Source organism: Streptomyces sp. NPDC005866 (genome assembly GCF_040629895.1).
In the GTDB taxonomy this organism is placed as follows: domain Bacteria; phylum Actinomycetota; class Actinomycetes; order Streptomycetales; family Streptomycetaceae; genus Streptomyces.
Genome location: NZ_JBEXWP010000013.1, coordinates 163,096 through 184,187 on the forward strand (window position 1 = coordinate 163,096; position 21,092 = coordinate 184,187).

General features: G+C 70.2%; 19 protein-coding genes, 1 tRNA gene and 1 pseudogene. 9 read left to right on the top strand and 12 right to left on the bottom strand.

Translation table 11 applies throughout. From position 1 onward, the window contains the following. The first annotated feature begins 11 nt into the window (after positions 1-11). Positions 12-191, top strand: coding sequence for a hypothetical protein (locus ABZ396_RS21025; RefSeq protein ID WP_358917780.1), 180 nt, complete (start codon positions 12-14; stop codon positions 189-191). Between the two features lie 4 nt (positions 192-195). Here the strand turns inward: ABZ396_RS21025 and ABZ396_RS21030 are convergent, their stop codons facing one another. The 3 genes from ABZ396_RS21030 to nth all read right to left on the bottom strand — a co-directional run bounded on the left by ABZ396_RS21030 (position 196) and on the right by nth (position 3,185). Beyond that, positions 196-1,395, bottom strand: coding sequence for a MarP family serine protease (locus ABZ396_RS21030; protein WP_358917891.1), 1,200 nt, complete (start codon positions 1,393-1,395; stop codon positions 196-198). A gap of 13 nt (positions 1,396-1,408) precedes the next feature. Beyond that, positions 1,409-2,116 carry a CoA pyrophosphatase gene (locus ABZ396_RS21035; protein WP_358917778.1) on the bottom strand — a complete coding sequence of 236 codons (708 nt, stop codon included), beginning with the start codon at positions 2,114-2,116 and terminating at the stop codon, positions 1,409-1,411. 97 nt (positions 2,117-2,213) lie between these two features. Beyond that, on the bottom strand, positions 2,214-3,185 hold the full coding sequence (nth, locus tag ABZ396_RS21040) for an endonuclease III (RefSeq protein ID WP_358917776.1): 972 nt from the start codon (positions 3,183-3,185) through the stop codon (positions 2,214-2,216). Positions 3,186-3,578: 393 nt separating this feature from the next. Here nth and ABZ396_RS21045 point away from each other — a divergent pair, with 393 nt between their 5' ends. Beyond that, positions 3,579-4,253 carry a Crp/Fnr family transcriptional regulator gene (locus ABZ396_RS21045; protein ID WP_358917774.1) on the top strand — a complete coding sequence of 225 codons (675 nt, stop codon included), beginning with the start codon at positions 3,579-3,581 and terminating at the stop codon, positions 4,251-4,253. A 43-nt stretch (positions 4,254-4,296) separates the two neighbouring features. Next, a complete protein-coding gene (locus tag ABZ396_RS21050) occupies positions 4,297-5,124 on the top strand; it encodes a nucleotidyltransferase domain-containing protein (protein WP_358917889.1) in 828 nt (275 codons plus the stop codon). Positions 5,125-5,144: 20 nt separating this feature from the next. On the opposite strand, the gene ABZ396_RS21055 is transcribed toward ABZ396_RS21050, so the two are convergent. The 4 genes from ABZ396_RS21055 to ABZ396_RS21070 all read right to left on the bottom strand — a co-directional run bounded on the left by ABZ396_RS21055 (position 5,145) and on the right by ABZ396_RS21070 (position 7,591). Next, positions 5,145-5,975 carry an MBL fold metallo-hydrolase gene (locus tag ABZ396_RS21055; protein ID WP_358917772.1) on the bottom strand — a complete coding sequence of 277 codons (831 nt, stop codon included), beginning with the start codon at positions 5,973-5,975 and terminating at the stop codon, positions 5,145-5,147. Then, positions 5,972-6,862, bottom strand: a complete 891-nt coding sequence (locus tag ABZ396_RS21060) for an NUDIX hydrolase (RefSeq protein WP_358917770.1) — start codon at positions 6,860-6,862, stop codon at positions 5,972-5,974. Before ABZ396_RS21060 ends, ABZ396_RS21055 begins: the two co-directional genes overlap by 4 nt. A 106-nt stretch (positions 6,863-6,968) precedes the next feature. Then, positions 6,969-7,436, bottom strand: coding sequence for a RidA family protein (locus ABZ396_RS21065; protein ID WP_358917768.1), 468 nt, complete (start codon positions 7,434-7,436; stop codon positions 6,969-6,971). Then, on the bottom strand, positions 7,433-7,591 hold the full coding sequence (locus ABZ396_RS21070) for a DUF4177 domain-containing protein (protein WP_019992579.1): 159 nt from the start codon (positions 7,589-7,591) through the stop codon (positions 7,433-7,435). Before ABZ396_RS21070 ends, ABZ396_RS21065 begins: the two co-directional genes overlap by 4 nt. Positions 7,592-8,064: 473 nt before the next feature. On the opposite strand from ABZ396_RS21070, the gene ABZ396_RS21075 reads away from it, so the two are divergent. Both ABZ396_RS21075 and ABZ396_RS21080 read left to right on the top strand, forming a co-directional pair. Beyond that, a complete protein-coding gene (locus tag ABZ396_RS21075) occupies positions 8,065-9,042 on the top strand; it encodes an ArsA-related P-loop ATPase (RefSeq protein WP_358917766.1) in 978 nt (325 codons plus the stop codon). Next, positions 9,039-10,496 carry an ArsA family ATPase gene (locus ABZ396_RS21080; RefSeq protein ID WP_358917764.1) on the top strand — a complete coding sequence of 486 codons (1,458 nt, stop codon included), beginning with the start codon at positions 9,039-9,041 and terminating at the stop codon, positions 10,494-10,496. The genes ABZ396_RS21075 and ABZ396_RS21080 overlap by 4 nt, the downstream gene beginning before the upstream one ends. 156 nt (positions 10,497-10,652) lie before the next feature. On the opposite strand, the gene wblA is transcribed toward ABZ396_RS21080, so the two are convergent. Then, the gene (gene wblA / locus ABZ396_RS21085) at positions 10,653-10,991 is read right to left on the bottom strand and encodes a transcriptional regulator WblA (RefSeq protein WP_063777071.1); all 339 of its coding nucleotides are present in this window, start codon (positions 10,989-10,991) and stop codon (positions 10,653-10,655) included. Positions 10,992-11,720: 729 nt separating this feature from the next. Here wblA and ABZ396_RS21090 point away from each other — a divergent pair. Then, positions 11,721-14,066: a transglycosylase domain-containing protein gene (locus tag ABZ396_RS21090; protein ID WP_358917762.1), complete on the top strand. Its 2,346-nt coding sequence runs from the start codon at positions 11,721-11,723 to the stop codon at positions 14,064-14,066. A gap of 137 nt (positions 14,067-14,203) precedes the next feature. Here the strand turns inward: ABZ396_RS21090 and ABZ396_RS21095 are convergent, their stop codons facing one another. Beyond that, positions 14,204-14,671: a GatB/YqeY domain-containing protein gene (locus ABZ396_RS21095; RefSeq protein ID WP_358917760.1), complete on the bottom strand. Its 468-nt coding sequence runs from the start codon at positions 14,669-14,671 to the stop codon at positions 14,204-14,206. A 128-nt stretch (positions 14,672-14,799) separates the two neighbouring features. Between ABZ396_RS21095 and ABZ396_RS21100 the strand changes: the two genes are divergently transcribed. From ABZ396_RS21100 to ABZ396_RS21110, 3 genes are all read left to right on the top strand, one after another. Then, positions 14,800-15,726, top strand: coding sequence for a metallophosphoesterase (locus tag ABZ396_RS21100; RefSeq protein WP_358917758.1), 927 nt, complete (start codon positions 14,800-14,802; stop codon positions 15,724-15,726). Positions 15,727-15,843: 117 nt separating this feature from the next. Next, positions 15,844-16,602, top strand: coding sequence for a Pr6Pr family membrane protein (locus ABZ396_RS21105; RefSeq protein ID WP_358917756.1), 759 nt, complete (start codon positions 15,844-15,846; stop codon positions 16,600-16,602). 74 nt (positions 16,603-16,676) lie between these two features. Beyond that, positions 16,677-16,750: transfer RNA gene (locus ABZ396_RS21110), tRNA-Pro, on the top strand. A gap of 117 nt (positions 16,751-16,867) precedes the next feature. Here the strand turns inward: ABZ396_RS21110 and ABZ396_RS21115 are convergent. The 3 genes and pseudogenes from ABZ396_RS21115 to ABZ396_RS21125 all read right to left on the bottom strand — a co-directional run. Continuing rightward, positions 16,868-17,930 (bottom strand): annotated as a pseudogene (locus ABZ396_RS21115) (LacI family DNA-binding transcriptional regulator); the annotation flags it as partial. Positions 17,931-18,087: 157 nt separating this feature from the next. After that, on the bottom strand, positions 18,088-20,211 hold the full coding sequence (locus ABZ396_RS21120; RefSeq protein ID WP_358917754.1) for a M48 family metalloprotease: 2,124 nt from the start codon (positions 20,209-20,211) through the stop codon (positions 18,088-18,090). Continuing rightward, positions 20,208-20,687: a hypothetical protein gene (locus ABZ396_RS21125; RefSeq protein ID WP_358917752.1), complete on the bottom strand. Its 480-nt coding sequence runs from the start codon at positions 20,685-20,687 to the stop codon at positions 20,208-20,210. The genes ABZ396_RS21120 and ABZ396_RS21125 overlap by 4 nt, the downstream gene beginning before the upstream one ends. Positions 20,688-21,092: the final 405 nt, after the last annotated feature.

Here is a 21,092-nt window from a genome sequence, read left to right on the forward strand (position 1 = left end):
GACGTCGGGGTATGGGCTGGACGCACGACTACAGTGACGCACCCCGCAACCGCCGTACGACAGGCGGTCTGAACTCCCACCGAGGAGCCGCCCCGCAACTGCAGGGCACGGACCTCAGAGTGGGGATTCCGCACATCCTGCGCCGCCGGGCCCGCTGGGTCTCGGTACGTCTGCGCCACACTCGCGGCTGACCCCTCACAGGGCGCAGCTGTCGGTCCCGACCTGCTGATTCGCGGTACGGCCCCGGGTGATGTCCGCCTGGATCTCGTCGGCCGTGAGGGCGTACCCGGTGTCGGCGTCGTCCAGTGACTTCGCGAAGACGACCCCGTACACCTTGCCCTCGGGCGTGAGCAGCGGGCCGCCTGAGTTGCCCTGGCGGACGGTCGCGTACAGCGAGTAGACGTCACGGCGGACGGTGCCGCGGTGGTAGATGTCCGGGCCGTTGGCCGTGATACGGCCACGCACCCGGGCGGCACGGACGTCGTACGACCCGTTCTCCGGGAACCCGGCGACGATCGCGCTGTCGCTGGTCTCCGCGTCCTGGGCGGAGAAATTCAGGGCCTTGGCCGGCAGGTCCGGCACGTCCAGTACGGCGATGTCCCGCTGCCAGTCGTAGAGGACGACCTTGGCGTCGTACCTGCGGCCCTCGCCGCCGATCTGGACGGTGGGCTCGTCGACGCCGCCGACCACGTGCGCGTTGGTCATGACGCGGCGGTCGGCGAAGACGAAGCCGGTGCCCTCCAGGATCTTGCCGCAGCTCTGCGCGGTGCCCGTCACCTTGACGATGGACCGCCTGGCGGTGGTGGCCACCGTGCTGTTCGCGAGGGCGGGGTCGGGCGGTGAGACATCGGTGATCGGCTCGTTGGCGAAGGGGCTGAAGACCTGCGGGAAGCCGTTCTGCGCGAGGACCTTGGAGAAGTCCGCGAACCAGGTGTCGGCCTGGTTGGGCAGCGCTCTGGACACCCCCAGGAGCACCTTGGAGCTGCGGACCTCCTTGCCGAGCGTCGGCAGCGTGGTGCCCGCGAGGGCGGAACCGATCAGCCAGGCCACCAGCAGCATCGCCAGCACGTTGACCAGCGCGCCGCCGGTGGCGTCCAGGGCGCGGGCCGGGGACCATGTGATGTACCGGCGCAGCTTGTTGCCCAGGTGCGTGGTCAGGGCCTGGCCGACGGAGGCGCAGACGATGACGACGACCACGGCGACCACCGCGGCGGTCGTGCCCACCTCGGCGTTGTCGGTCACCGCGTCCCAGATGACGGGCAGGGCGTAGACGGCGACGAGTCCGCCGCCGAGGAAGCCGATCACCGACAGGATGCCGACGACGAATCCCTGGCGGTAGCCGACGATCGCGAACCACACGGCGGCGACCAGCAACAGGATGTCCAGCACATTCACGGTGGACACCCTGTCATGACCGCCAGTCGAGCGGGACCAGCTTCTCGCGGTCCCAGGAGCGCTCCCATCCCGCGTAGTGCAGCAAGCGGTCGATCACCCCGGCCGTGAACCCCCATACCAAGGTCGATTCGACCAGGAATGCCGGGCCTCGGTGGCCGCTGGGGTGGACGGCGGTGGCCCGGTTGGCCGGATTCGTGAGATCCGCCACGGGGACCGTGAAGACCCTCGCCGTCTCGTTCGGGTCGACCACCCCCACCGGGCTCGGCTCCCGCCACCAGCCCAGCACCGGGGTGACCACGAAGTGGCTCACCGGGATGTACAGCCTGGGCAGCACCCCGACCAGCTGCACACCGGCGGGGTCGAGCCCGGTCTCCTCCTCGGCCTCGCGGAGAGCGGCCCGCAGCGGCCCGTCGGCCTTCGGGTCGCCGTCCTCGGGGTCGAGGGCGCCACCGGGGAACGACGGCTGCCCGGCGTGCGAGCGCAGCGAGCCGGCCCGCTCCATGAGCAGCAGCTCGGGCCCGTGCTCGCCCTCACCGAACAGGATCAGCACGGCCGACTGCCGTCCCGCGCCGTTCTCCGGCGGCAGGAAGCGGCTCAGCTGGACCGGCTGGACCGTCTCGGCGGCCCGCACCACCGGGTCCAGCCACTCCGGCAGGCCGTCCTTGCTGAGCGCCACGCCCGCCCGTGGATCCCCGGTGTGCGCCTTGCCGCTGTGTGTCATGGCATCCCCCGTCCTGCCCTGCTGCCCCCGCCTGCCCGTTCCAACGCCCGAAGACTCCTTGATCGTTCCGTTCCTGGCCCCTCAGAAGGTCCCTAGGTCATGTCTCTGATACGGCACCCAGCGGCGGCGCCGGCCTGCCACCCGCGTCCAGATACGCCTGCGGGGGCTTGAGGCGCTGGCCCGGGAAGCCGCCCTTCTCGTACTTGAGCAGCTTCTTCGCCTTCTCCGGGTCGGTCTCGCCCTCGCCGTAGGCCGGGCAGAGCGGCGCGATGGGGCAGACCCCGCAGGCGGGCTTTCGCGCGTGGCACATCCGGCGGCCGTGCCAGATCACATGGTGCGAGAGGTCGGTCCAGTCGCTCTTGGGGAACATCGCGCCGACGGCCGCCTCGATCTTGTCGGGGTCGGTCTCCGCGGTCCACTGCCAGCGGCGGACCAGGCGCTGGAAGTGCGTGTCCACGGTGATTCCAGGGCGGCCGAAGGCGTTGCCGAGCACAACGAACGCGGTCTTGCGGCCGACACCGGGCAGCTTGACGAGGTCTTCGAGCCGGCCGGGCACCTCGCCGCCGAACTGCTCCACCAGTGCCTTGGAGAGCCCCATCACCGACTTGGTCTTGGCCCGGAAGAACCCGCACGGCCGCAGGATCCCCTCGACCTCCTCCGGGTTGGCCGCGGCCAGGTCCTCGGGGGTGGGGTACTTCGCGAACAGCGTCGGGGTCGTCTGGTTCACGCGCAGGTCGGTGGTCTGGGCGGAGAGCACCGTGGCGACCAGGAGCTGGAAGGGGTTCTCGAAGTCCAACTCGGGGTGGGCGTATGGATACACCTCGGCGAGCTCGCGGTCGATCCGACGGGCACGGCGGACCAGGGCGACGTGCGACTCGGACTTCCCGGCGACCAGCGGCGCCTCGGCGGCGGCCTTCTCCGCGGCGGCGTGCTTGGAGGTGGCTTGCTTGGACGCGGCCGCGGCCCGCTTGGAAGCCGTCTGCCCCGCCGCTGTCTTCGCCGGTGCCGTCTTCTTCGCTACCGCCGCCTTCTTCGGCGCAGCCGTCTTCGGCGTGGCCTCCTTCGCCACTGCCTTCTTGGCCGCCGCGGCCGGAGTCTTCGCGGCAGCGCCCTTCTTTACTGCTTTTGCCGCTTTTGAAGCTTTTTTCGGCTCGGCAGGGGCAGTATCGGACCCCTGTTCGCCCACAGCGGAATCACGACGTTCAACCACCCGCCCAGCCCCCTTGGCCTGTGTTCTCACCGGCGATTTGGACACCCGGCCAGCCTAAAGCCCGGCACCGACATCCGCCCCGGACCCGGAAGATCGGCCCCCGATTGGACCCCTGCCGCTTACCTCGGGACACCTGTGCGGCATCCTTGTGACAGATCACACTGTTTGGATCGTCCGGCAAGATGGGGAGCACGGTCCCCTGGTACCAAGGGGGAGCAAGATCCCCTGAGCAGGTCGACAAGGAGAGAACTCGTGGACGACGTTCTGCGGCGCAACCCGCTCTTCGCGGCGCTCGATGACGAGCAGTCCGCGGAACTGCGTGCCTCCATGAGTGAGGTGACCCTCGCACGTGGCGACTCCCTGTTCCATGAGGGCGACCCGGGTGACCGGCTCTATGTCGTCACCGAGGGCAAGGTCAAGCTCCACCGCACCTCCCCCGACGGCCGCGAGAACATGCTCGCCGTCGTCGGCCCCGGCGAGCTGATCGGCGAGCTGTCGCTGTTCGACCCGGGCCCGCGTACGGCGACGGCGACCGCGCTGACCGAGGTCAAGATGCTGGGCCTGGGCCACGGTGACCTCCAGCCCTGGCTGAACGCCCGCCCGGAGGTGGCCACCGCCCTGCTGCGCGCCGTCGCCCGCCGGCTGCGCAAGACCAACGACGCCATGTCCGACCTGGTCTTCTCCGATGTGCCGGGCCGGGTCGCGCGCGCCCTGCTGGACCTCTCGCGCCGCTTCGGTGTGCAGTCCGAGGAGGGCATCCACGTCGTCCACGACCTCACGCAGGAGGAGCTGGCCCAGCTGGTCGGCGCGTCCCGCGAGACCGTGAACAAGGCGCTGGCGGACTTCGCTCAGCGTGGCTGGCTGCGCCTGGAGGCGAGGGCCGTGATCCTGCTGGACGTCGAGCGTCTGGCAAAGCGTTCCCGGTAGCCGCCGTTCTGGGGTGGCCGGGCTCATATGTGGTTGCTCATGCCTGAAACGGTCCCCGGCCCGAGGCCTCGACACCCTGGGCTTCATCGAGCGCGAGGGCTCGCAGGCACGCGTGCCGCATGTTTTCCGCCCGGTGGTCGCGGCCGCCCGTGACCGGCTCCTGGACGTCTTCGGTGCGCGGCTGGACAGCGCCTACCTCTACGGATCGGTCCCGCGCGGCACCGCGCGCGTGGGCCGCAGCGACCTGGACCTGGTGGCCGTCCTGCGCGAGGAGCCGGCCGACGCCGACCGGGACGCGGCCCGTGCCCTCGGCGAGGCCGTCGACAAGGAGTTCCCGGAGATCGACGGCGTAGGGACCCTGCTCTACTCCCGCGCGCGGGTGCTCAGCGAGCTGGAGCGGTACGACATCGGCTGGTTCGTGGCCTGCCAGTGCACCCCGCTGCTCGGCGAGGACCTCGCGGAGTTCCTGCCCCGCTACCGGCCCGACTCCCTGCTCGCCCGCGAGACCAACGGCGACCTCGCCCGCCGGCTGCCACGCTGGCGCGACCGGATAGCGGCCGCGGGCGACACCGAGGAGGCCCTGCGGCCCCTGGTGCGCTTCATGTCACGGCATCTCGTACGCACCGGCTTCACTCTCGTGATGCCCCGCTGGAACGGCTGGACCAGCGATCTGCGGGAGATGGCCGAGGTGTTCGCCGGCTACTACCCGGAGCGGGCCGAACAGCTGTGCCGCGCCGCCGAGTTGGGGTACGAACCGGTCGGCGACCGGGCGGTCCTGCGGTCGTACGTCGACGAGGTCGGCCCATGGCTCGCGGACGAGTACGCGCGCGTGCACGGCGTGAAGCACCCCAGACCCGAGGGCTGGGACTAGACCAGACCCGAGGGCCGGGACTAGATCAGCCCGTGCTCGCCGAGGTAGTCCAACTGGGCCCGTACCGACAGCTCCGCGGCCGGCCACAGGGAGCGGTCCACGTCGGCGTAGACGTGGGCGACGACCTCGGCCGGGTTGCGGTGGCCGTTCTCGACGGCCGTCTCCACCTGGGCGAGCCGGTGGGCGCGGTGGGCCAGGTAGAACTCGACGGCACCCTGGGCGTCGTCCAGGACGGGTCCGTGGCCCGGCAGGACCGTGTGGACGCCGTCGTCGACCGTCAGGGAGCGCAGCCGTCGTAGCGAGTCCAGATAGTCGCCCAGACGGCCGTCCGGGTGGGCCACGACCGTCGTGCCGCGGCCCAGGATGGTGTCGCCGGTCAGGACCGCGCGGTCGGCCGGGAGATGGAAGCTGAGGGAGTCGGCGGTGTGGCCCGGGGTGGGTACGACCCGCAGCTCCAGGCCGCCGGTCGTGATCACGTCACCGGCCGCCAGTCCCTCGTCGCCCAGGCGCAGCGCCGGGTCGAGGGCACGCACGCGCGTACGGGTCAGCCCGGCGAAACGGACAGCGCCCTCGGCGTGGTCCGGGTGGCCGTGGGTCAGGAGGGTGAGCGCGATGCGTCTGCCGGCCTTCTCGGCCGTGTCGACGACGTTCTTGAGGTGGCCCTCGTCCAGCGGGCCCGGGTCGATCACCACGGCCAGGTCGGAATCGGGCTCGGCGACGATCCAGGTGTTGGTGCCGTCCAGGGTCATCGCCGAGGCGTTGGGCGCCAGCACGTTGACGGCCCGCGGGGTTGCGGGACCCGAGAGGACGCCGCCGCGCGGCCGGCCGGGCAGGGCTGCTGCGTTGGTCATGCGGAGCCTCCTGCGGTGGGTCCGGCGGCGGGGGCGGTCGGTATGTGCTTGGTGAACTCGTCGTGGCCCGGCCAGGCCAGGACGATCTCGCCGCCCTCCAGGCGGGCGCGGGCCAGCACCGGCGTCATGTCCCGCGCGGGCGCCGCCGCGAGCGTCGCGGCGGCCGTTGAGTACGGCGTCAGCTGGCGCAGGGTCGCGATGGTGGGCGGCATCATCAGCAGCTCGCCCTTGTCGTATCCGGCGGCCGCCTCCGCCGGGCGGATCCACACCGTGCGGTCGGCCTCCGTGGAGGCGTTCCGGGTGCGCTGGCCCTCCGGGAGGGCGGCGACGAAGAACCATGTGTCGTAGCGGCGGGTCTCGAACTCCGGGGTGATCCAGCGCGTCCAGGCGCCCAGCAGGTCCGATCGGAGGACCAGGCCCCGCCGGTCCAGGAACTGGGCGAAGGACAGGTCACGGGCGACCAGGGCGGCGCGGTCGGCCTCCCAGTCGTCCCCGGTGGTGTCCCCCACCACGGCGTCGGCGGCCGGGCCCGCGAGCAGGACGCCCGCCTCCTCGTACGTCTCCCGCACGGCCGCGCAGACGATCGCCTGGGCGCCCGCCTCGTCGACACCGAGCCGTTGCCCCCACCACGCGCGCGTGGGGCCCGCCCAGCGGATCTGGTGGTCGTCGTCGCGCGGGTCGACGCCGCCGCCCGGGTACGCGTACGCGCCTCCGGCGAAAGCCATGGAGGCGCGTCTGCGCAGCATGTGGACGACGGGACCGCCTGGGGTGTCCTTCAGGAGCAGCACGGTCGCCGCGCGCTTCGGGGACACCGGTACGAGGGTGCCCTCCGCGTGCGCGCGGATGCGGTCCGGCCACTCCGGGGGATACCACTGTCCATCGGCCATTACCGGAGGCTATCCCTTGGGGAGCGAATGTTCGAGAGGGGCTTGCGGGGCACCCGGGGGTGCCACGGCGGCGGCCGGGTGGCGTTACGGCAGCGGCCTGATCCCGTTACGGCAGCAGCTCGACCTGGACCTCGACTTCGACCGGCGCGTCAAGCGGCAGGACCGCGACGCCCACCGCGCTGCGCGCGTGCACGCCCCTGTCGCCGAGGACCTCGCCGAGCAGCTCGCTGGCCCCGTTGATCACGGCGGGCTGGCCGGTGAAGTCGGCGGCGGAGGCGACGAAACCGACGACCTTCACCACGCGCGCGATGCGGTCCAGGTCACCGGCGACGGACTTCACGGCGGCCAGGGCGTTCAGCGCGCAGGTGCGGGCCAGTTCCTTGGCCTCCTCCGCGGTGACCTCGGCGCCGACCTTGCCGGTGACCGGAAGCTTGCCGTCCACCATCGGCAGCTGGCCGGAGGTGTAGACGTAAGCACCCGACCGGACGGCCGGCTGGTAGGAGGCGAGCGGCGGGACGACCGCCGGCAGCGAAAGACCGAGTTCGGCCAGCTTGGCCTCGACGGCGCTCGTCACGGCTTCTCCCGCTTCAGGTAGGCCACGAGCTGTTCGGGGTTGTTGGGCCCGGGCACGACCTGGACGAGCTCCCAGCCGTCCTCGCCCCAGGTGTCCAGAATCTGCTTCGTGGCATGGACGAGCAGCGGCACGGTTGCGTATTCCCACTTGGTCATGGGGCCGACTGTATCCGCTGTGACGAACGGGACACGCGGCCAGCCGCCGAGCCGGAGACGGGCAGACGCCCGGGCCGGAGACGAGCCGAACACCCGGGCCGGAGACGGGCAGAACACCCGGGCCGGTGACGGCCGGCTGCCCGGGCCTGAGACCACCGACCGCCAGGCCCCCCAGACGGCCCACCACCCGACCCGGAGACCACCGACCGCCAGTGCCGGACACAGCCGACCCGTCCGGGCCGAGACCACCGACCGCCCGGCGACGGCCGGCTGATCGAGCCGGAGACGGCCCACCGTCCGGGCCGGAGACGGCCCACCGCCCCACCGGGAGACCGCCGACCGCCGGGGCAAGAGACGGCCCACCGCCCTACCCGGAGACCGCCGGCTGACACCGGCCCGGGTGGCCTACCGCACGCACGGTTATCCACAGCCTCCCCGCGTGAGTGTCCGGCCGACTGGTTAGTCTCGAATACGTGAGCAGGCTCCAGGTCGTCAGCGGCAAGGGCGGGACCGGAAAGACGACGGTCGCCGCCGCACTCGCGCTGGCCCTCGCGACCGAGGGGAAGCGGACGCTTCTCGTGGAGGTCGAGGGTCGGCAGGGCATCGCCCAGCTCTTCGAGACGGAGGCGTTGCCCTATGAAGAGCGGAAGATCGCGGTCGCGCCGGGAGGTGGTGAGGTCTACGCGCTCGCCATCGATCCCGAACTGGCCCTTCTGGACTACCTCCAGATGTTCTACAAGCTCGGCGGGGCCGGCCGGGCCCTGAAGAAGCTCGGCGCGATCGACTTCGCCACCACCGTCGCGCCGGGCCTCCGGGACGTCCTCCTGACCGGCAAGGCGTGCGAGGCGGTGCGCAGGAAGGACAAGGCCGGCCGGTTCGTGTACGACTACGTCGTCATGGACGCCCCGCCGACCGGCCGCATCACCCGCTTCCTGAACGTGAACGACGAGGTGGCCGGGCTCGCCAAGATCGGCCCCATACACAACCAGGCCCAGGCCGTGATGCGGGTGTTGAAGTCCAAGGAGACGGCCGTGCACCTGGTCACCCTCCTGGAGGAGATGCCGGTCCAGGAGACCGCCGACGGCATCGCCGAACTGCGGGCCGCGCGCCTGCCGGTGGGCCGCGTCATCGTGAACATGGTCCGGCCGGAGGTGTTGGACGCGGCCGACCTGGAACTCGTACGGGCCGTGCCGCGCACCGCCGTGGCGCAGTCGCTGTCGGCGGCGGGTCTGGGCGGGGCGCGGCGCGGCGGGAAGGCCGAGCAGCTGGTGGACCCGCTGCTCAGACAGGCCGCCGAGTACGCCGAGCGGTACGCGCTGGAGCACGAGCAGCGCGCGGTCCTCGCCGAGCTGGACCTGCCGCGGCACGAACTGCCGTTGCTCGCCGAGGGGATGGACCTGGCGGGCCTGTACGAACTCGCCACCGAGCTGCGGAAACAGGGGATGTCATGACTTCGGACCCGGACCCGGAACCGGCGCAGGACGGCACGCGCCGACTGGCCCACGCGCCCGCACTCGACATCGACCCGCTGCTCGACGACCCGAACACCCGGATCGTGGTGTGCTGCGGCTCCGGCGGGGTCGGGAAGACGACCACCGCGGCAGCGCTGGGACTGCGGGCGGCCGAGCGCGGCCGCAAGGTGGTCGTGCTGACCATCGACCCGGCCAAGCGGCTGGCGCAGTCCATGGGCATCGACTCGCTCGACAACGTGCCGCGGAAGGTGAAGGGCACCGAGGATCGAGGAGGGCCCTCGCGCGGCGATTCGGCCGAGGGTGGGGGTGGAGCGCCACGGGCGGGCGGTGAACTGCACGCCATGATGCTCGACATGAAGCGCACCTTCGACGAGGTCGTCGAGGCGCACGCGGACGCCGAGCGGGCGGCCGCCATCCTGGCCAACCCCTTCTACCAGTCACTCTCGGCGGGCTTCGCGGGCACGCAGGAGTACATGGCGATGGAGAAGCTGGGCCAGCTGCGGGCCCGGGACGAGTGGGACCTGATCGTCGTCGACACCCCGCCCTCCCGCTCGGCGCTGGACTTCCTGGAGGCGCCGAAGCGGCTGGGCTCGTTCCTGGACGGCAAGCTGATCCGCCTGCTCACCGCTCCGGCGAAGCTGGGCGGACGCGCGGGCATGGCCTTCCTGAACGTCGGCATGTCGATGATGACCGGCACGCTCGGCAAACTGCTCGGCGGGCAGCTGCTGAAGGACGTACAGACGTTCGTGGCCGCGATGGACACGACGTTCGGCGGGTTCCGCACGCGCGCGGACGCGACGTACAAGCTGCTTCAGGCGCCCGGTACGGCGTTCCTGGTGGTGGCGGCTCCGGAGCGGGACGCGCTGCGGGAGGCCGCGTACTTCGTGGAGCGGCTGGCCGCGGAGGACATGCCGCTGGTGGGTCTGGTCCTCAACCGTGTCCATGGCAGCGGCGCCGACCGGCTGTCCGCCGAGCGTGCGTTCGCCGCCGCGGAAAATCTTGAGGAGCCCCGCATTGTGGATCAGGGTGGCGGGAAAGCTGGACTTCGTAACTCTCCCGACATGTACGGCAGTTCTGGATCATCCGCGTCCGAGTCCGACGGCTCCCCCTCGTCCGGACTCGACGGGACGACGACGCCCCAGGCAGACGAATCCCCCTCGTCCCAGCCCGGGCCGGACGCGTCCGAGTCCGACCCCGACTCCTCCGGTGGCCCGGATCGCACCGTCGAACAACTCACCGCAGGCCTGCTGAGGCTGCACGCCGATCGCATGCGGCTGCTCTCCCGCGAGCAACGCACACGTGACCGCTTCACCGCGCGCCACCCCGAGGTGGCCGTGGTGGAAGTGGCCGCGCTGCCCGGCGATGTGCACGACCTCGCGGGGCTGCGGGACATCGGCGACCGGCTCGCGGCCGGCCGGCCGGAGCTGCCGTAGTCGTATGCCCGCGGAGTCTCCGGAGGGCGTATGCCCGCGCCGATTCAGCGGCCCTGTGCGGCCCGCCGATTCAGCAGGCCTATGCCTCCCGCAGATTCAGCGGGCGTATGCCCGGCAGGTTGAGCGGGTGGTGCAGCCGATGGCGCGGCGGGTGATTCAGCTCACCGCCGCGTAGTTTTCGTATACCTCGTCGTTGTCGAGGGGGACGATGCCGGTCCCCCGCTCGTACTCCGAGCGTGCTGTCTCCAGGAGCCTGCGCCAGGAGGTCACGGTGGGCCGCCTGCGCAGCAGTGCGCGGCGCTCCCGCTCGGTCATTCCTCCCCACACGCCGAACTCGACGCGGTTGTCCAGCGCGTCGGCCAGGCACTCCGTGCGTACCGGACACCCGGTGCACACCGCCTTGGCCCTGTTCTGCGCTGCTCCTTGAACGAACAGTTCATCCGGATCGGTAGTGCGGCAGGCAGCCTGCGCACTCCAGTCGGTTACCCAGCCCATACCGGCGCCGTCCTCTCCCGAATCGAGGCTCCCCCACGGCGGCAGCGGCATATTCACCGCCGCCAGTTGAGGACGTTACGGAAGGTGGGCACAGCGCAACACCCCCTTCGGGCCCAATCTTGAATGGCCCGAACGGACTATGGGTAAGCGGCAGATCACCCGCGGGAGTGAGCTGGCGACATGCGTGATCATCCCGGCAAACCGGGACAGCTGTGGTACGTCACAACGGACGCCGGGTGACACACGAGGCGGATTCGGACACGCCATCAACACATCACCCGAAAGAAAGTGGGCTGGTTCCGGAACGATTCGGGGTCGCCGGACGTATTGATACGTGGCCGCGCTGCTGTGACAGTTGAGAGCAGCTTAGGCCAAGGCCTGCATGTGTGTCCGGCGAATGGCAACGTAGACCGTTTATGTCGTCGTGCCGTCAGGCGGAGCGTGCCGCCGGCACCCTGCACCCTCGGGCCGCGTCGCATCTGCTTCCGACTCGCGTAGCCCTCCGCCTGCGGCTCGCGTCGCCCGCTGCCCTCGGTTCGCGCCTCTACCTTGCGGCTCGCGCCTCTACCTTGCGGCTCGCGCCTCTACCTTGCGGCTCGCGCCTCTACCTTGCGGCTCGCGCCTCTACCTTCGGGCCGCGTCGCCCTCTATGTCACGATCCGGCACTCGAACATCCCGGGAGCCCCCCGCTCACCCGGAATGCTCATCGCTACGGATTAGGCTGCCCCCATGCCAAAGAAGCGCTCGGGCGGTGGTCTGTCGGCCACGCAGCAGGCCGCCAAGTTCCTCGGTGTCAGTGTGCTCGCGGGAGCCGTCATGGCGGGCATCGCGCTGCCCGCGGCCGGGGTCCTTGGCCTCGCGGCCAAAGGCTCGGTCCAGGGATTCGACGAGATCCCGGCCAACCTGAAGAGCCCGCAGCTCAGCCAGCGCACCAGGATCCTCGACAGCCAGGGCAACCAGATCGCCCAGGTCTACTCCCGCGACCGCACGGTGGTGGACCTCAAGGAGATCTCGCCGTACATGCAGAAGGCGATCGTCGCGATCGAGGACTCGCGCTACTACCAGCACGGCGCCGTGGACCTGAAGGGCGTCCTGCGCGCGCTGAACAAGAACGCGCAGAGCGGCGGGGTCTCCCAGGGTGCCTCCACGCTCACCCAGCAGCTGGTGAAGAACTACTTCATCGAGGAGGCCGGCGACGACCCGACCAAGGTCGCCCAGGCCACCCAGCAGACCCTCGGCCGCAAGATCAAGGAGCTGAAGTACGCGATCCAGCTGGAGGAGAAGCTCGGCAAGAAGAAGATCCTTGAGAACTACCTGAACATCACCTTCTTCGGCGAGCAGGCCTACGGCATCGAGGCCGCCTCCCAGCGCTACTTCTCCCAGCACGCCAAGGACCTCAACCTCCAGCAGTCGGCGCTCCTGGCCGGCATCGTGCAGTCGCCCAGCCGCTACGACCCGGTCAACGACGAGGCCGAGGCCACCAAGCGGCGCAACATCGTCCTCGAGCGCATGGCCCAACTCGGCGACATCTCCCAGGCGGAGGCCGACAAGGCCAAGGAAGCGCCGCTCGACCTGCACGTCACCGAGCCCAAGAACGGCTGCATCACCGCCGCCAAGGGCGCCGGGTTCTTCTGCAAGTACGTCGAGAACGTCTTCCTCACCGACCCGACCTTCGGCAAGACCCGCGAGGCCCGCGCCAAGCTCTGGAACCAGGGCGGCCTGACCATCCGTACCACCCTGGACCCGCAGGCCCAGGACTCGGTGCAGACGTCGATCAAGGATCACGTCTACAAGGCCGACTCGGTCGCCGCGGCCGCCACCCTCGTGGAGCCCGGGACCGGCAAGATCCTGGCGATGGGCCAATCGAAGCCGTACGGCTACAACAAGAACGAGACCGAGTACAACTTCTCGGTCGACAGGGACTACGGCGGCTCCAACTACGGCTTCCCGACGGGTTCCACGTTCAAGCCGTTCGTGGCCGCGGCAGCCATCGAGGGCGGCAAGCCGGCGACGCAGGAGTACTCGGCGCCGTACAAGATGAACTACCCGAGCCCTGTGCAGCAGTGCGACGGCAAGCAGTGGGTCAACACGACGAACGAGCAGGTCGAGAACGAGAACGAGTCCGAGGTCGGGCCGTACCAGATGAAGAAGGCGATGGCGAAGTCCATCAACACCTACTTCGTCCAGCTGATCTCCGACATCGGTCTGTGCCCGGTGGTCAAGATGACCGACGCGCTGCACGTCCACCAGGGCGACGGCTCGAAGCTCCCGCAGACCCCGGCCATCGCCCTCGGCGCGATCGGTCTCTCCCCGCTGACCATGGCGAGCGCGTACGCCACCTTCGCCGACCGCGGCACGTACTGCACGCCGGTCGCCATCGCGTCGATCACCCAGAAGGTCGGCAACGAGCAGAAGTCCCTGGCCGTGCCCAAGTCGACCTGCTCGCGTGCGATGAGCGAGAAGACCGCGGACACCATCAACACCCTGCTGCGCGGTGTGGTCGACTCCGGTACCGGTCAGGAGGCCGGCCTGAACGACCGGGAGAGCGCCGGCAAGACGGGTACGACGGACGCGCGCAAGAACGCCTGGTTCGTCGGCTACACGCCCAACCTCGCGGGGGCGGTCTGGGTCGGCAGCGCCAAGCAGAACATCGAGATGACCAACATCACCATCGGCGGCGTCTTCCACAACGAGGTCTTCGGCGCCGACACGCCCGGCCCGATCTGGAAGGACGCCATGACCGGCGCCCTGGTGGGCAAGCAGCCCGAGTCTTTCAACCTCGTCAACATCCCGGACGACAAGGGCAACGGAAACGGCAATGGAAACGGGAACGGCAATGGGAACGCGAACGGCAACGGCTCGGGCGGCGTGCTCGGCGGTCTCATCGGCGGCCTGACAACGAACGGCGGAACGAGCAACGGCGGCACGGCGAACGGCGGCACGGCGAACGGCGGCACGGCGAACGGCGCGACGACCGCCGGCACCACCCCGACCCCGACGTTCTCCTTCCCGAACGGCTTCATCCAGGGGAACGGGAACGGCGGACGCAACGGGAACGGCGGAGGCCGGGGCTGACCTGCTCCCTGTCCTCGCCGGCAAGACGTTCGTGTCCTTGGCGGTGCGACGTACTTGTCGTTGCAGGTATGACGGCGGGGCCGCACCCCTGTGAGCGGGGTGCGGCCCCGCCGTCGTACCGCCCGAAGCTCCCGGTGTCAGCCCTGGAGCCGCTTCTTCACAGCGGCGGCGACCCGACCGCCCTCGGCGAGTCCGGCCACCTTCGGGTTCACGATCTTCATCACGGCGCCCATGGCCCGCGGCCCCTCGGCGCCCGCCGCCTTCGCCTCCTCGACGGCCGCGGCGACGATCCCGTCCAGCTCCTCGTCGCTGAGCTGCTTGGGCAGGTACTCGGCGAGGAGCTCGCCCTCCGCCTTCTCCCGCTCGGCGCTCTCGGGGCGGCCACCCTGCGCGAAGGCATCGGCCGCTTCCCGGCGCTTCTTCGCCTCCTTGGCGATCACCTTGAGCACCTCGTCGTCGGAGAGCTCGCGCTTCTCCTTGCCCGCGACCTCCTCCTTGGTGATCGCCGTGAGCGTCAGCCGGAGCGTGGAGGAGCGGAGCTCGTCGCGCTCCTTGATCGCGGAGTTGAGGTCGTCGTGCAGCTTCGACTTGAGCGTGGTGGTCATGGTCCCGATTGTCGCAGGTGCCGCCTGCGGAACGCCCGCCGATTTACCCGCCCCTGTTGTCCGCGTTGTCCGCGGCCGTTGTCCGCGGCCAGTCATTGGTCCCGCTCCGCGTCTGTCACGATGGTCGTATGCGCGCTCGATACGGAGTACCCCTGGGAATCGCGGCGTTCGGCGCCGCCGGTGTGTTGTACGCGGCCGGCTTCGAGGTCCGTTCCTTCCGCCTGCGCCGGGTGACGGTCCCGGTCCTGCCGCCGGGGATGCGCCCGCTGCGCGTGCTCCAGGTCTCCGACATCCACATGGTGAGCGGCCAGCGCAAGAAGCAGCGCTGGCTGCGGTCGCTGGCGGGTCTGCGCCCGGACTTCGTGATCAACACGGGCGACAACCTGTCGGACCCTGAGGGCGTCCCCGAGGTCCTGGACGCGCTCGGTCCCCTGCTGGACTTCCCCGGCGCGTACGTCTTCGGCTCCAACGACTACTACGGCCCCAAACTCCGCAACCCCGCCCGCTACTTGCTGGAGAAGACGAGCGGCAACCACGGCCTGAACGGCAACCCGCCGGCGGTAGGCGCGATCCACAACCCGTGGGAGGACCTGCGGGACGCCTTCGACGGGGCGGGCTGGCTGAACCTGACGAACACACGGGGCGTCCTGAAGATCGAGGGCGTCTCGGTGGAGCTGACGGGACTGGACGACCCGCACATCAAGCGGGACCGTTACGTGCAGGTGGCGGGCGGTCCGTCCGGTACGGCGGACTTCTCGGTGGGCGTGGTGCACGCCCCGTACCTGCGCGTACTGGACTCCTTCACGGCCGACGGCTACCCCCTGATCCTGGCGGGCCACACCCACGGCGGCCAGCTCTGCGTCCCCTTCTACGGCGCCCTGGTCACCAACTGCGACCTGGACACGGACCGCGTGAAGGGCCTCTCACTGCACACGGCGGAGGGCCGTACGTCATACCTCCACGTCTCGGCGGGCTGCGGCACGAACCGCTACACCCCGGTCCGCTTCGCGTGCCCACCGGAGGCGACACTGCTGACGTTGGTGGGACGGGAATAGGGGTTGGCGGAGCGGGGAGCGGATCCGGCGGGGGACAACCCACCCGCTCACCCACCGGTAACCCACCCGGCGTAGGCCGACATGCCACATATGCCCCTTTCTTCCTATGTTGAGGGCATGACGGCTCCGATACCCCGGGACATCCCGGACCTCCCCGCGGTCCCGGGCACGCCCGTACTGCTGCCCGGACACGTTCCGGCGACGGCGGTGGTGGCCCCCGCCCGCCGCCCCCTGACCGCGGTCTTCCGCCTCCTGACGGCCGTGCTGGCGTCGGCGGGCGTCGCCCTGGAACTGCTGCTGGGCAGCCCGGGCCAGATCCTGAGCTACTTCGGCATACAGGCGGCGATACTCCTGGCCCTGGTCAGCCTCGCCTCGGCCCGCCGCGCCTGGCAAGCGTCCCGCCCGCTGTCCTCGTCCCTGACGGGAGCGGCCCTTCTCTACGCCGTAATCTCGGCCCTGGTCTACCACCTGCTCCTGGGCCACACCACTCCCCCCTTCTCCATGACAGGCGCGACACACCCCCCGGTGGCCTGGCACCCCCAGTGGCTGGCCCTGCAGCTCCTCTATACGGCGGCACCCGCGGCCGCCCTCGTGGACTGGCTCATCCTCACGCCTCGCGGCCGCCTCCACCTCCGTCAGACGGCGGGCTGGATGCTCTACCCCCTGGCCTACCTGGCGTTCTACCTGACCCGAGCGGACCTGCTCCTCCCCGGCACCCCGGGCCGCTACCTCTACCCCTTCCTGGACGCCGAGCAACACGGCTACCGCGGCACCCTCGCCAACGCCCTCCTGCTGGGCCTCGCCTTCTACGCCCTGGCGGTCCTCCTGGTGGCCGTGGACCACACCCGCCCGAACCCTGTCGGCCGCCGCCCATAAACCGGATTTCGTCTCCAGCCACCGGTGGGCTAAAGTAAACGACGTCGCCGCGACAAGCAGTACAGCAGCGACACCGGGGTGTAGCGCAGCTTGGCAGCGCGCTTCGTTCGGGACGAAGAGGCCGTGGGTTCAAATCCCGCCACCCCGACAGCCGAAATAGCAGGTCAGGGCCGGTTTTCCTTCACGGGAAACCGGCCCTGACTCGTTCCTCAGGGTCCCTGGGGAGTGAGCGGGGAGTGGATCAAGGAACTCCACTCCCCGAACGTCACCTCTCACGCGCTTTCAACAGCGCATCGAGCGCGCGCACCGGTGATCGTGGGTGCATGGCAGACCGTGCCGCCAACGCTCCCTCCCACTGCTCGGTCAGTTCGCCCATGAGCCGGTTCCTCATCCGTGCCGTGATGTGCGAGTAACGGGCTTGCACAGAGCCATCCTCGTGTCCCATCCGTTCGTCCATGAGTTTGGGCGGGGTCCCGAGTTCCTCCATGACTGTCTTGTGGGAGTGCCGAAGCCCGTGCGGAGTCAGGCCTCGCGCGATCGGCAGCCAGCATGCGTCAGCACGACCAGAGGCATTCCGGCCGCGCGCCGGCACCCCTGGCCAAGGGTGCGCCATCACGGGTACAGGGCGCGCCTCCTGCGGCGCCTTCTTCGGGTACCACCCCGTCGTGGCCGGATGGAACAGCCAGGTAGCGAAACCGGTACGACGCCAGTGTGCGGCCGTCTCTGCTGACTGGCCCGCGCGGACGTAGCCGAGTTCCGCGATGGCTGTCTCCACCCTGATCCGCGTCCGCTCCGCGACCGTGTCGGGCCGGTTCAGCACGTTCGAGACCGTTGCCGCGGAGACGTCGGCGCGGCGGGCCACGTCGACCAACTTTGCGCCGACGTGCCGGGCGGCGCCGTTAGCAGGACCGTGGCCACGGAACACGTAGGCGTTCTCGTGGCACGGGCAGGGTGTCGACTCGGTCCGGGCGATATGGCCGGCGACCAAGCCAGACAGCCACTTCGGCGTGTCGATGGTCCGATAGGAGTCGTCCTTGGGCGGGCAGCGCTCGAACTCACCCGAGTCGAGTTCGTAGAGCTGCCAGTCCACCCGTACCGAGGGCAGGGCGGACGAACTTGCGCTCCAGGCCGACGATTTCGCCCCATCGCATGCCGGTGTAGCCCTTCAGGACCACGGCTACGAATTCGTCGTGACGGCCAGACAGCAGCGAAGCGCGTTCGGCTGTCAGCAGGATTCCGAGAGCGTCAGTCACTACCTTCTCGGGGCCGCGGTTCCGAGAGCGTCCAGCGCGCTTGCCTCAGCCGCGCCGCTTGGCCGCCGGATTGGAGTCGCAGAGTCAGAACTGACGACAGTTGAATAGGGCGCTTCTGATGGCTCTTGGTCGACCACCGGAGCGATCGTCGGCGCTGCGCGTGATGGCTCGTGAGGCACAGGCGGTCTCGCCCGGCACGCCTGTGACAGTCGCCGGACGGTTTCAAGCGCTGTCAGAAACGGCCTAGTGCCGCCGTACGCCGGGGCAGGAGGCGGCCGCGGGGGATCGCCGCGATGAGCAGGGTGCCGAGGACGGCACCCTCGGCCCCGACGCCCAGTTGGAAACTCCACACGAACGTCGGCACCGGCAGCGCCAGCAGCAGACCCACCGCCAGTGAGGTAGCCACTGCCCACACCATGCTGCGGGTCCTGGCCAGCCCACCGGCCAGCGTCCCGGCTGCCGCGGCCACCGTGATCGGGGTGAGGAGGCTCGGGGATGCCAGCCAATCGAGGCCGCGCTGATGTGCCCACCAGGTGTAGGCGGGCGGCAGCAGGACCGCCGTCAGCGCGGTCGCACCCAGCACCGGGGCGAGGGCGCGCCGCGCTGGCCCCGGCAGGTCCTGCACCACCACGCACCCACCCAGCCGCCACCCGCGTATTGCACCCGCCAGCGGCGCTCCCAGCAGTACCGCGAGCAGCGCGAGCAGCCACCAAGGGGAGAGCAGCTCTGTCATATAGGTGTACTGCGTCCACACCGCGGCGTGCAGCGGGCCCGGCAGAGCGGCCAGGCGCTTGTCCATGAACTGGCCGTACTCGATCTGCCACTGGAGCCCGAAGACGGTTCCTGCCTCCGCGACTACCGCCCACGCCACCACGAGACCCACCCCCGTGAGGGTGGCGAACGGCCGCCGCGCCAGGTCCACCGCACATGCCCAGGAGTCACCGAGGTACTGGCACCACATGGTGAACAGCAGTGTGAGCAGCGCCACCGCCAGCCAGCCGGAGGCTTGTGAAGAGAGGCGCATCCCCGGCAGCATCAGATGGTCGGCGACCGCACTGGGCGCAAGCGCGAAGCCCGCCAGCACCCCGAGGCCCACGCCTAGCCGGAACGGCACCGGCGAGGGCGCCCCCGCCCGATGCCTCAGCCGGTGCAGCGAGGCACGGACCGCAGTCAGCAGCAGCACCAGTACAAGCAGCAGGGTGATCAGCCATGGCGGCCACCAGCCGCTGATGCCGCCGCCCTGCCGGACCTGTGCGGTGACCGAGGAGACCGGGTCCCAGGCGGCGGGCAGGCAGAACCCGATGACGAAGGCGAATCCGAAGCCCTGGTGCATCAACAGCGCCTCGTCGGCCAGGCAGGCCCGACGTTGGGCGAACGTCGGATGGGTGCGGGCGGTCCTCGCCCACCAGCCGCGCACCGACCGTGGGGGGCGGCCGCCGGACGCGGCCGAGGCGAGGTCGAAGGCGTGCAGCAACGGCTGCGCTGTACCCATCCACTCCACGACCCGGGCGTCGGCCCGGAACTCCCTGGTCCGCAGGATGGCGGAGCGGGCGGCGAGCAGCACCGCGCCGAACACGGCCAAGTCGAACAGCGCCGGCCCGTCGTACGGGGCGGCGCCCGGCACGAAGAGCAGTCCGAACAGGACCCCGAACATCTGGGGGAACAGCATCAACACGAAGTAGCAGCGCAGCAGCCCGAGGGTGACAAGAGTGATGTCGACGTCGCGGTTGCGTAGATGGGCCAGTTCGTGGAGGACGACGGCGCGGAAGGCGGCACGGTCTGAGGTGTTCCCGTCGAGGAGGCGGATCAGGCCGCGGCTGAGGATGATCCGCCGGTGGCCGGCGCGACCGAAGGTGACGCCGTTCACCCCAGAGTCGAGGAAGTCCACCAGGAAGGTGGCCCTACGGGCCTGTTCGGCACCGGCGGCCAGGCGGCCGGTCTCCGTGTGCAGGGCGGGGAAGCGCGCCGGGTCCAGCGGCCGCACCCCGCGGCGGCGCGCGCGGCGGGCAGACCGGAACCGGTAGTGCACGGCGGTCGCCACGGCGAGGATCACATACGACACGAGGATGCCCTGCGAGGTGCGGTCGTCACCGGAGTCGCACTGCCGCCCGGTGTGGGACTGGATGAAGTTGCCCGTCCCGCCGGCCTTCCGTATCGCCTCCCGGACGCAGTTGTTGAGGTCGGAGGCGCCGCCCCGGTTACCGGCGATGAAGTCGGCGTAGCCGGGGTGCAGGACCGACAGGAACGACAGCACCGCGCAGATCAGCAGCACGAACGCGACGAGCGTGCCCGAGGGCAGCGGTCGGCGCGGCGGCACCGTCTCCAGGGGCGGCGTACCACTCCCGGTGGCCGTCATGCGCTGGGCCGGTCGGCCGCTCTCAGATGGTCCCGGACCGCTTCAGCGAGCAACTCGGAGCGGTCCGGCGGCAGACCGAGGAGGACAGCGCTACGTCCTGCGGCTGCCCCCAGATCGGCGATCCGCTCCTCGGTGAGGGCCGGCGGCGATGCCTGCCCGCCGGGGTCGGGCGCCGCCGGAGCTGCACTGCGGCCGCGGGTCAGCAGCCGCCGGAACCGGGCAACCAGCCCGCTGCCCACCGTCGCGCCCATCGTCTTCACCACCTCGGTAGCGACCCCGCAGGCAATGCTGGTGACGACCAGTTCGGCGGCGCCGCCGAAGGCCAGCGGATCCTCCTTGGGTCGCCGCCCGCCACGGCTGCGCGTACGGCGGGGCAGGCTCGCCACGGTCTCGTCGAAGTAGGGCAGCTCCTCGGGCGCGATCCGCGCCACGATGGCCCGCCCCAGCGCGAGATCCGCAGCCTCGGGCTGTTCCACGCCGTCTCCCTACCTGACGAGACGTCAAAGGATTAGCAACGTAGCGCAGAACGGCTCTGCGCAGCGCGACTTCAGATGTCCTTCACGCAGCCTCTGCACGATGCACGCTACTTCGCAGGTCTCGACGGAACTCGGTGCGCTACAGCAGCGAAGTACAGCTGAGCTTGTTCCGCTTTGACGGACACCATCGGTGTGTTGGTCAGGCTGCGAGTGCGGTCTCGTATTCGGCGGGGCTGCGGTAGCCGAGCGGTGGCGCAAAGGGTGTCCTAGGCCCCTACTATGGCCGTCTCGTCCTTCGCTCTGTGTCCCACACGTTGACGTGCTACTAGGCTGCCTGCCACATCAGTGAAGGGGAGGCGACATCTCGGATGGGTTGGCTTCGTGATCTTCTGAACAGCCGGGCGG

What these genes read in the sequence shown, in the direction of transcription:
- ABZ396_RS21025 (WP_358917780.1), top strand. Translation starts at nt 12, where the DNA reads ATGGGCTGGACGCACGACTACAGTGACGCACCCCGCAACCGCCGTACG.
- ABZ396_RS21035 (WP_358917778.1), bottom strand. Translation starts at nt 2,116, where the DNA reads ATGACACACAGCGGCAAGGCGCACACCGGGGATCCACGGGCGGGCGTG.
- ABZ396_RS21055 (WP_358917772.1), bottom strand. Translation starts at nt 5,975, where the DNA reads ATGACCAACGCAGCAGCCCTGCCCGGCCGGCCGCGCGGCGGCGTCCTC.
- ABZ396_RS21060 (WP_358917770.1), bottom strand. Translation starts at nt 6,862, where the DNA reads ATGGCCGATGGACAGTGGTATCCCCCGGAGTGGCCGGACCGCATCCGC.
- ABZ396_RS21070 (WP_019992579.1), bottom strand. Translation starts at nt 7,591, where the DNA reads ATGACCAAGTGGGAATACGCAACCGTGCCGCTGCTCGTCCATGCCACG.
- ABZ396_RS21080 (WP_358917764.1), top strand. Translation starts at nt 9,039, where the DNA reads ATGACTTCGGACCCGGACCCGGAACCGGCGCAGGACGGCACGCGCCGA.
- wblA (WP_063777071.1), bottom strand. Translation starts at nt 10,991, where the DNA reads ATGGGCTGGGTAACCGACTGGAGTGCGCAGGCTGCCTGCCGCACTACC.
- ABZ396_RS21090 (WP_358917762.1), top strand. Translation starts at nt 11,721, where the DNA reads ATGCCAAAGAAGCGCTCGGGCGGTGGTCTGTCGGCCACGCAGCAGGCC.
- ABZ396_RS21095 (WP_358917760.1), bottom strand. Translation starts at nt 14,671, where the DNA reads ATGACCACCACGCTCAAGTCGAAGCTGCACGACGACCTCAACTCCGCG.
- ABZ396_RS21100 (WP_358917758.1), top strand. Translation starts at nt 14,800, where the DNA reads ATGCGCGCTCGATACGGAGTACCCCTGGGAATCGCGGCGTTCGGCGCC.
- ABZ396_RS21105 (WP_358917756.1), top strand. Translation starts at nt 15,844, where the DNA reads ATGACGGCTCCGATACCCCGGGACATCCCGGACCTCCCCGCGGTCCCG.
- ABZ396_RS21120 (WP_358917754.1), bottom strand. Translation starts at nt 20,211, where the DNA reads ATGACGGCCACCGGGAGTGGTACGCCGCCCCTGGAGACGGTGCCGCCG.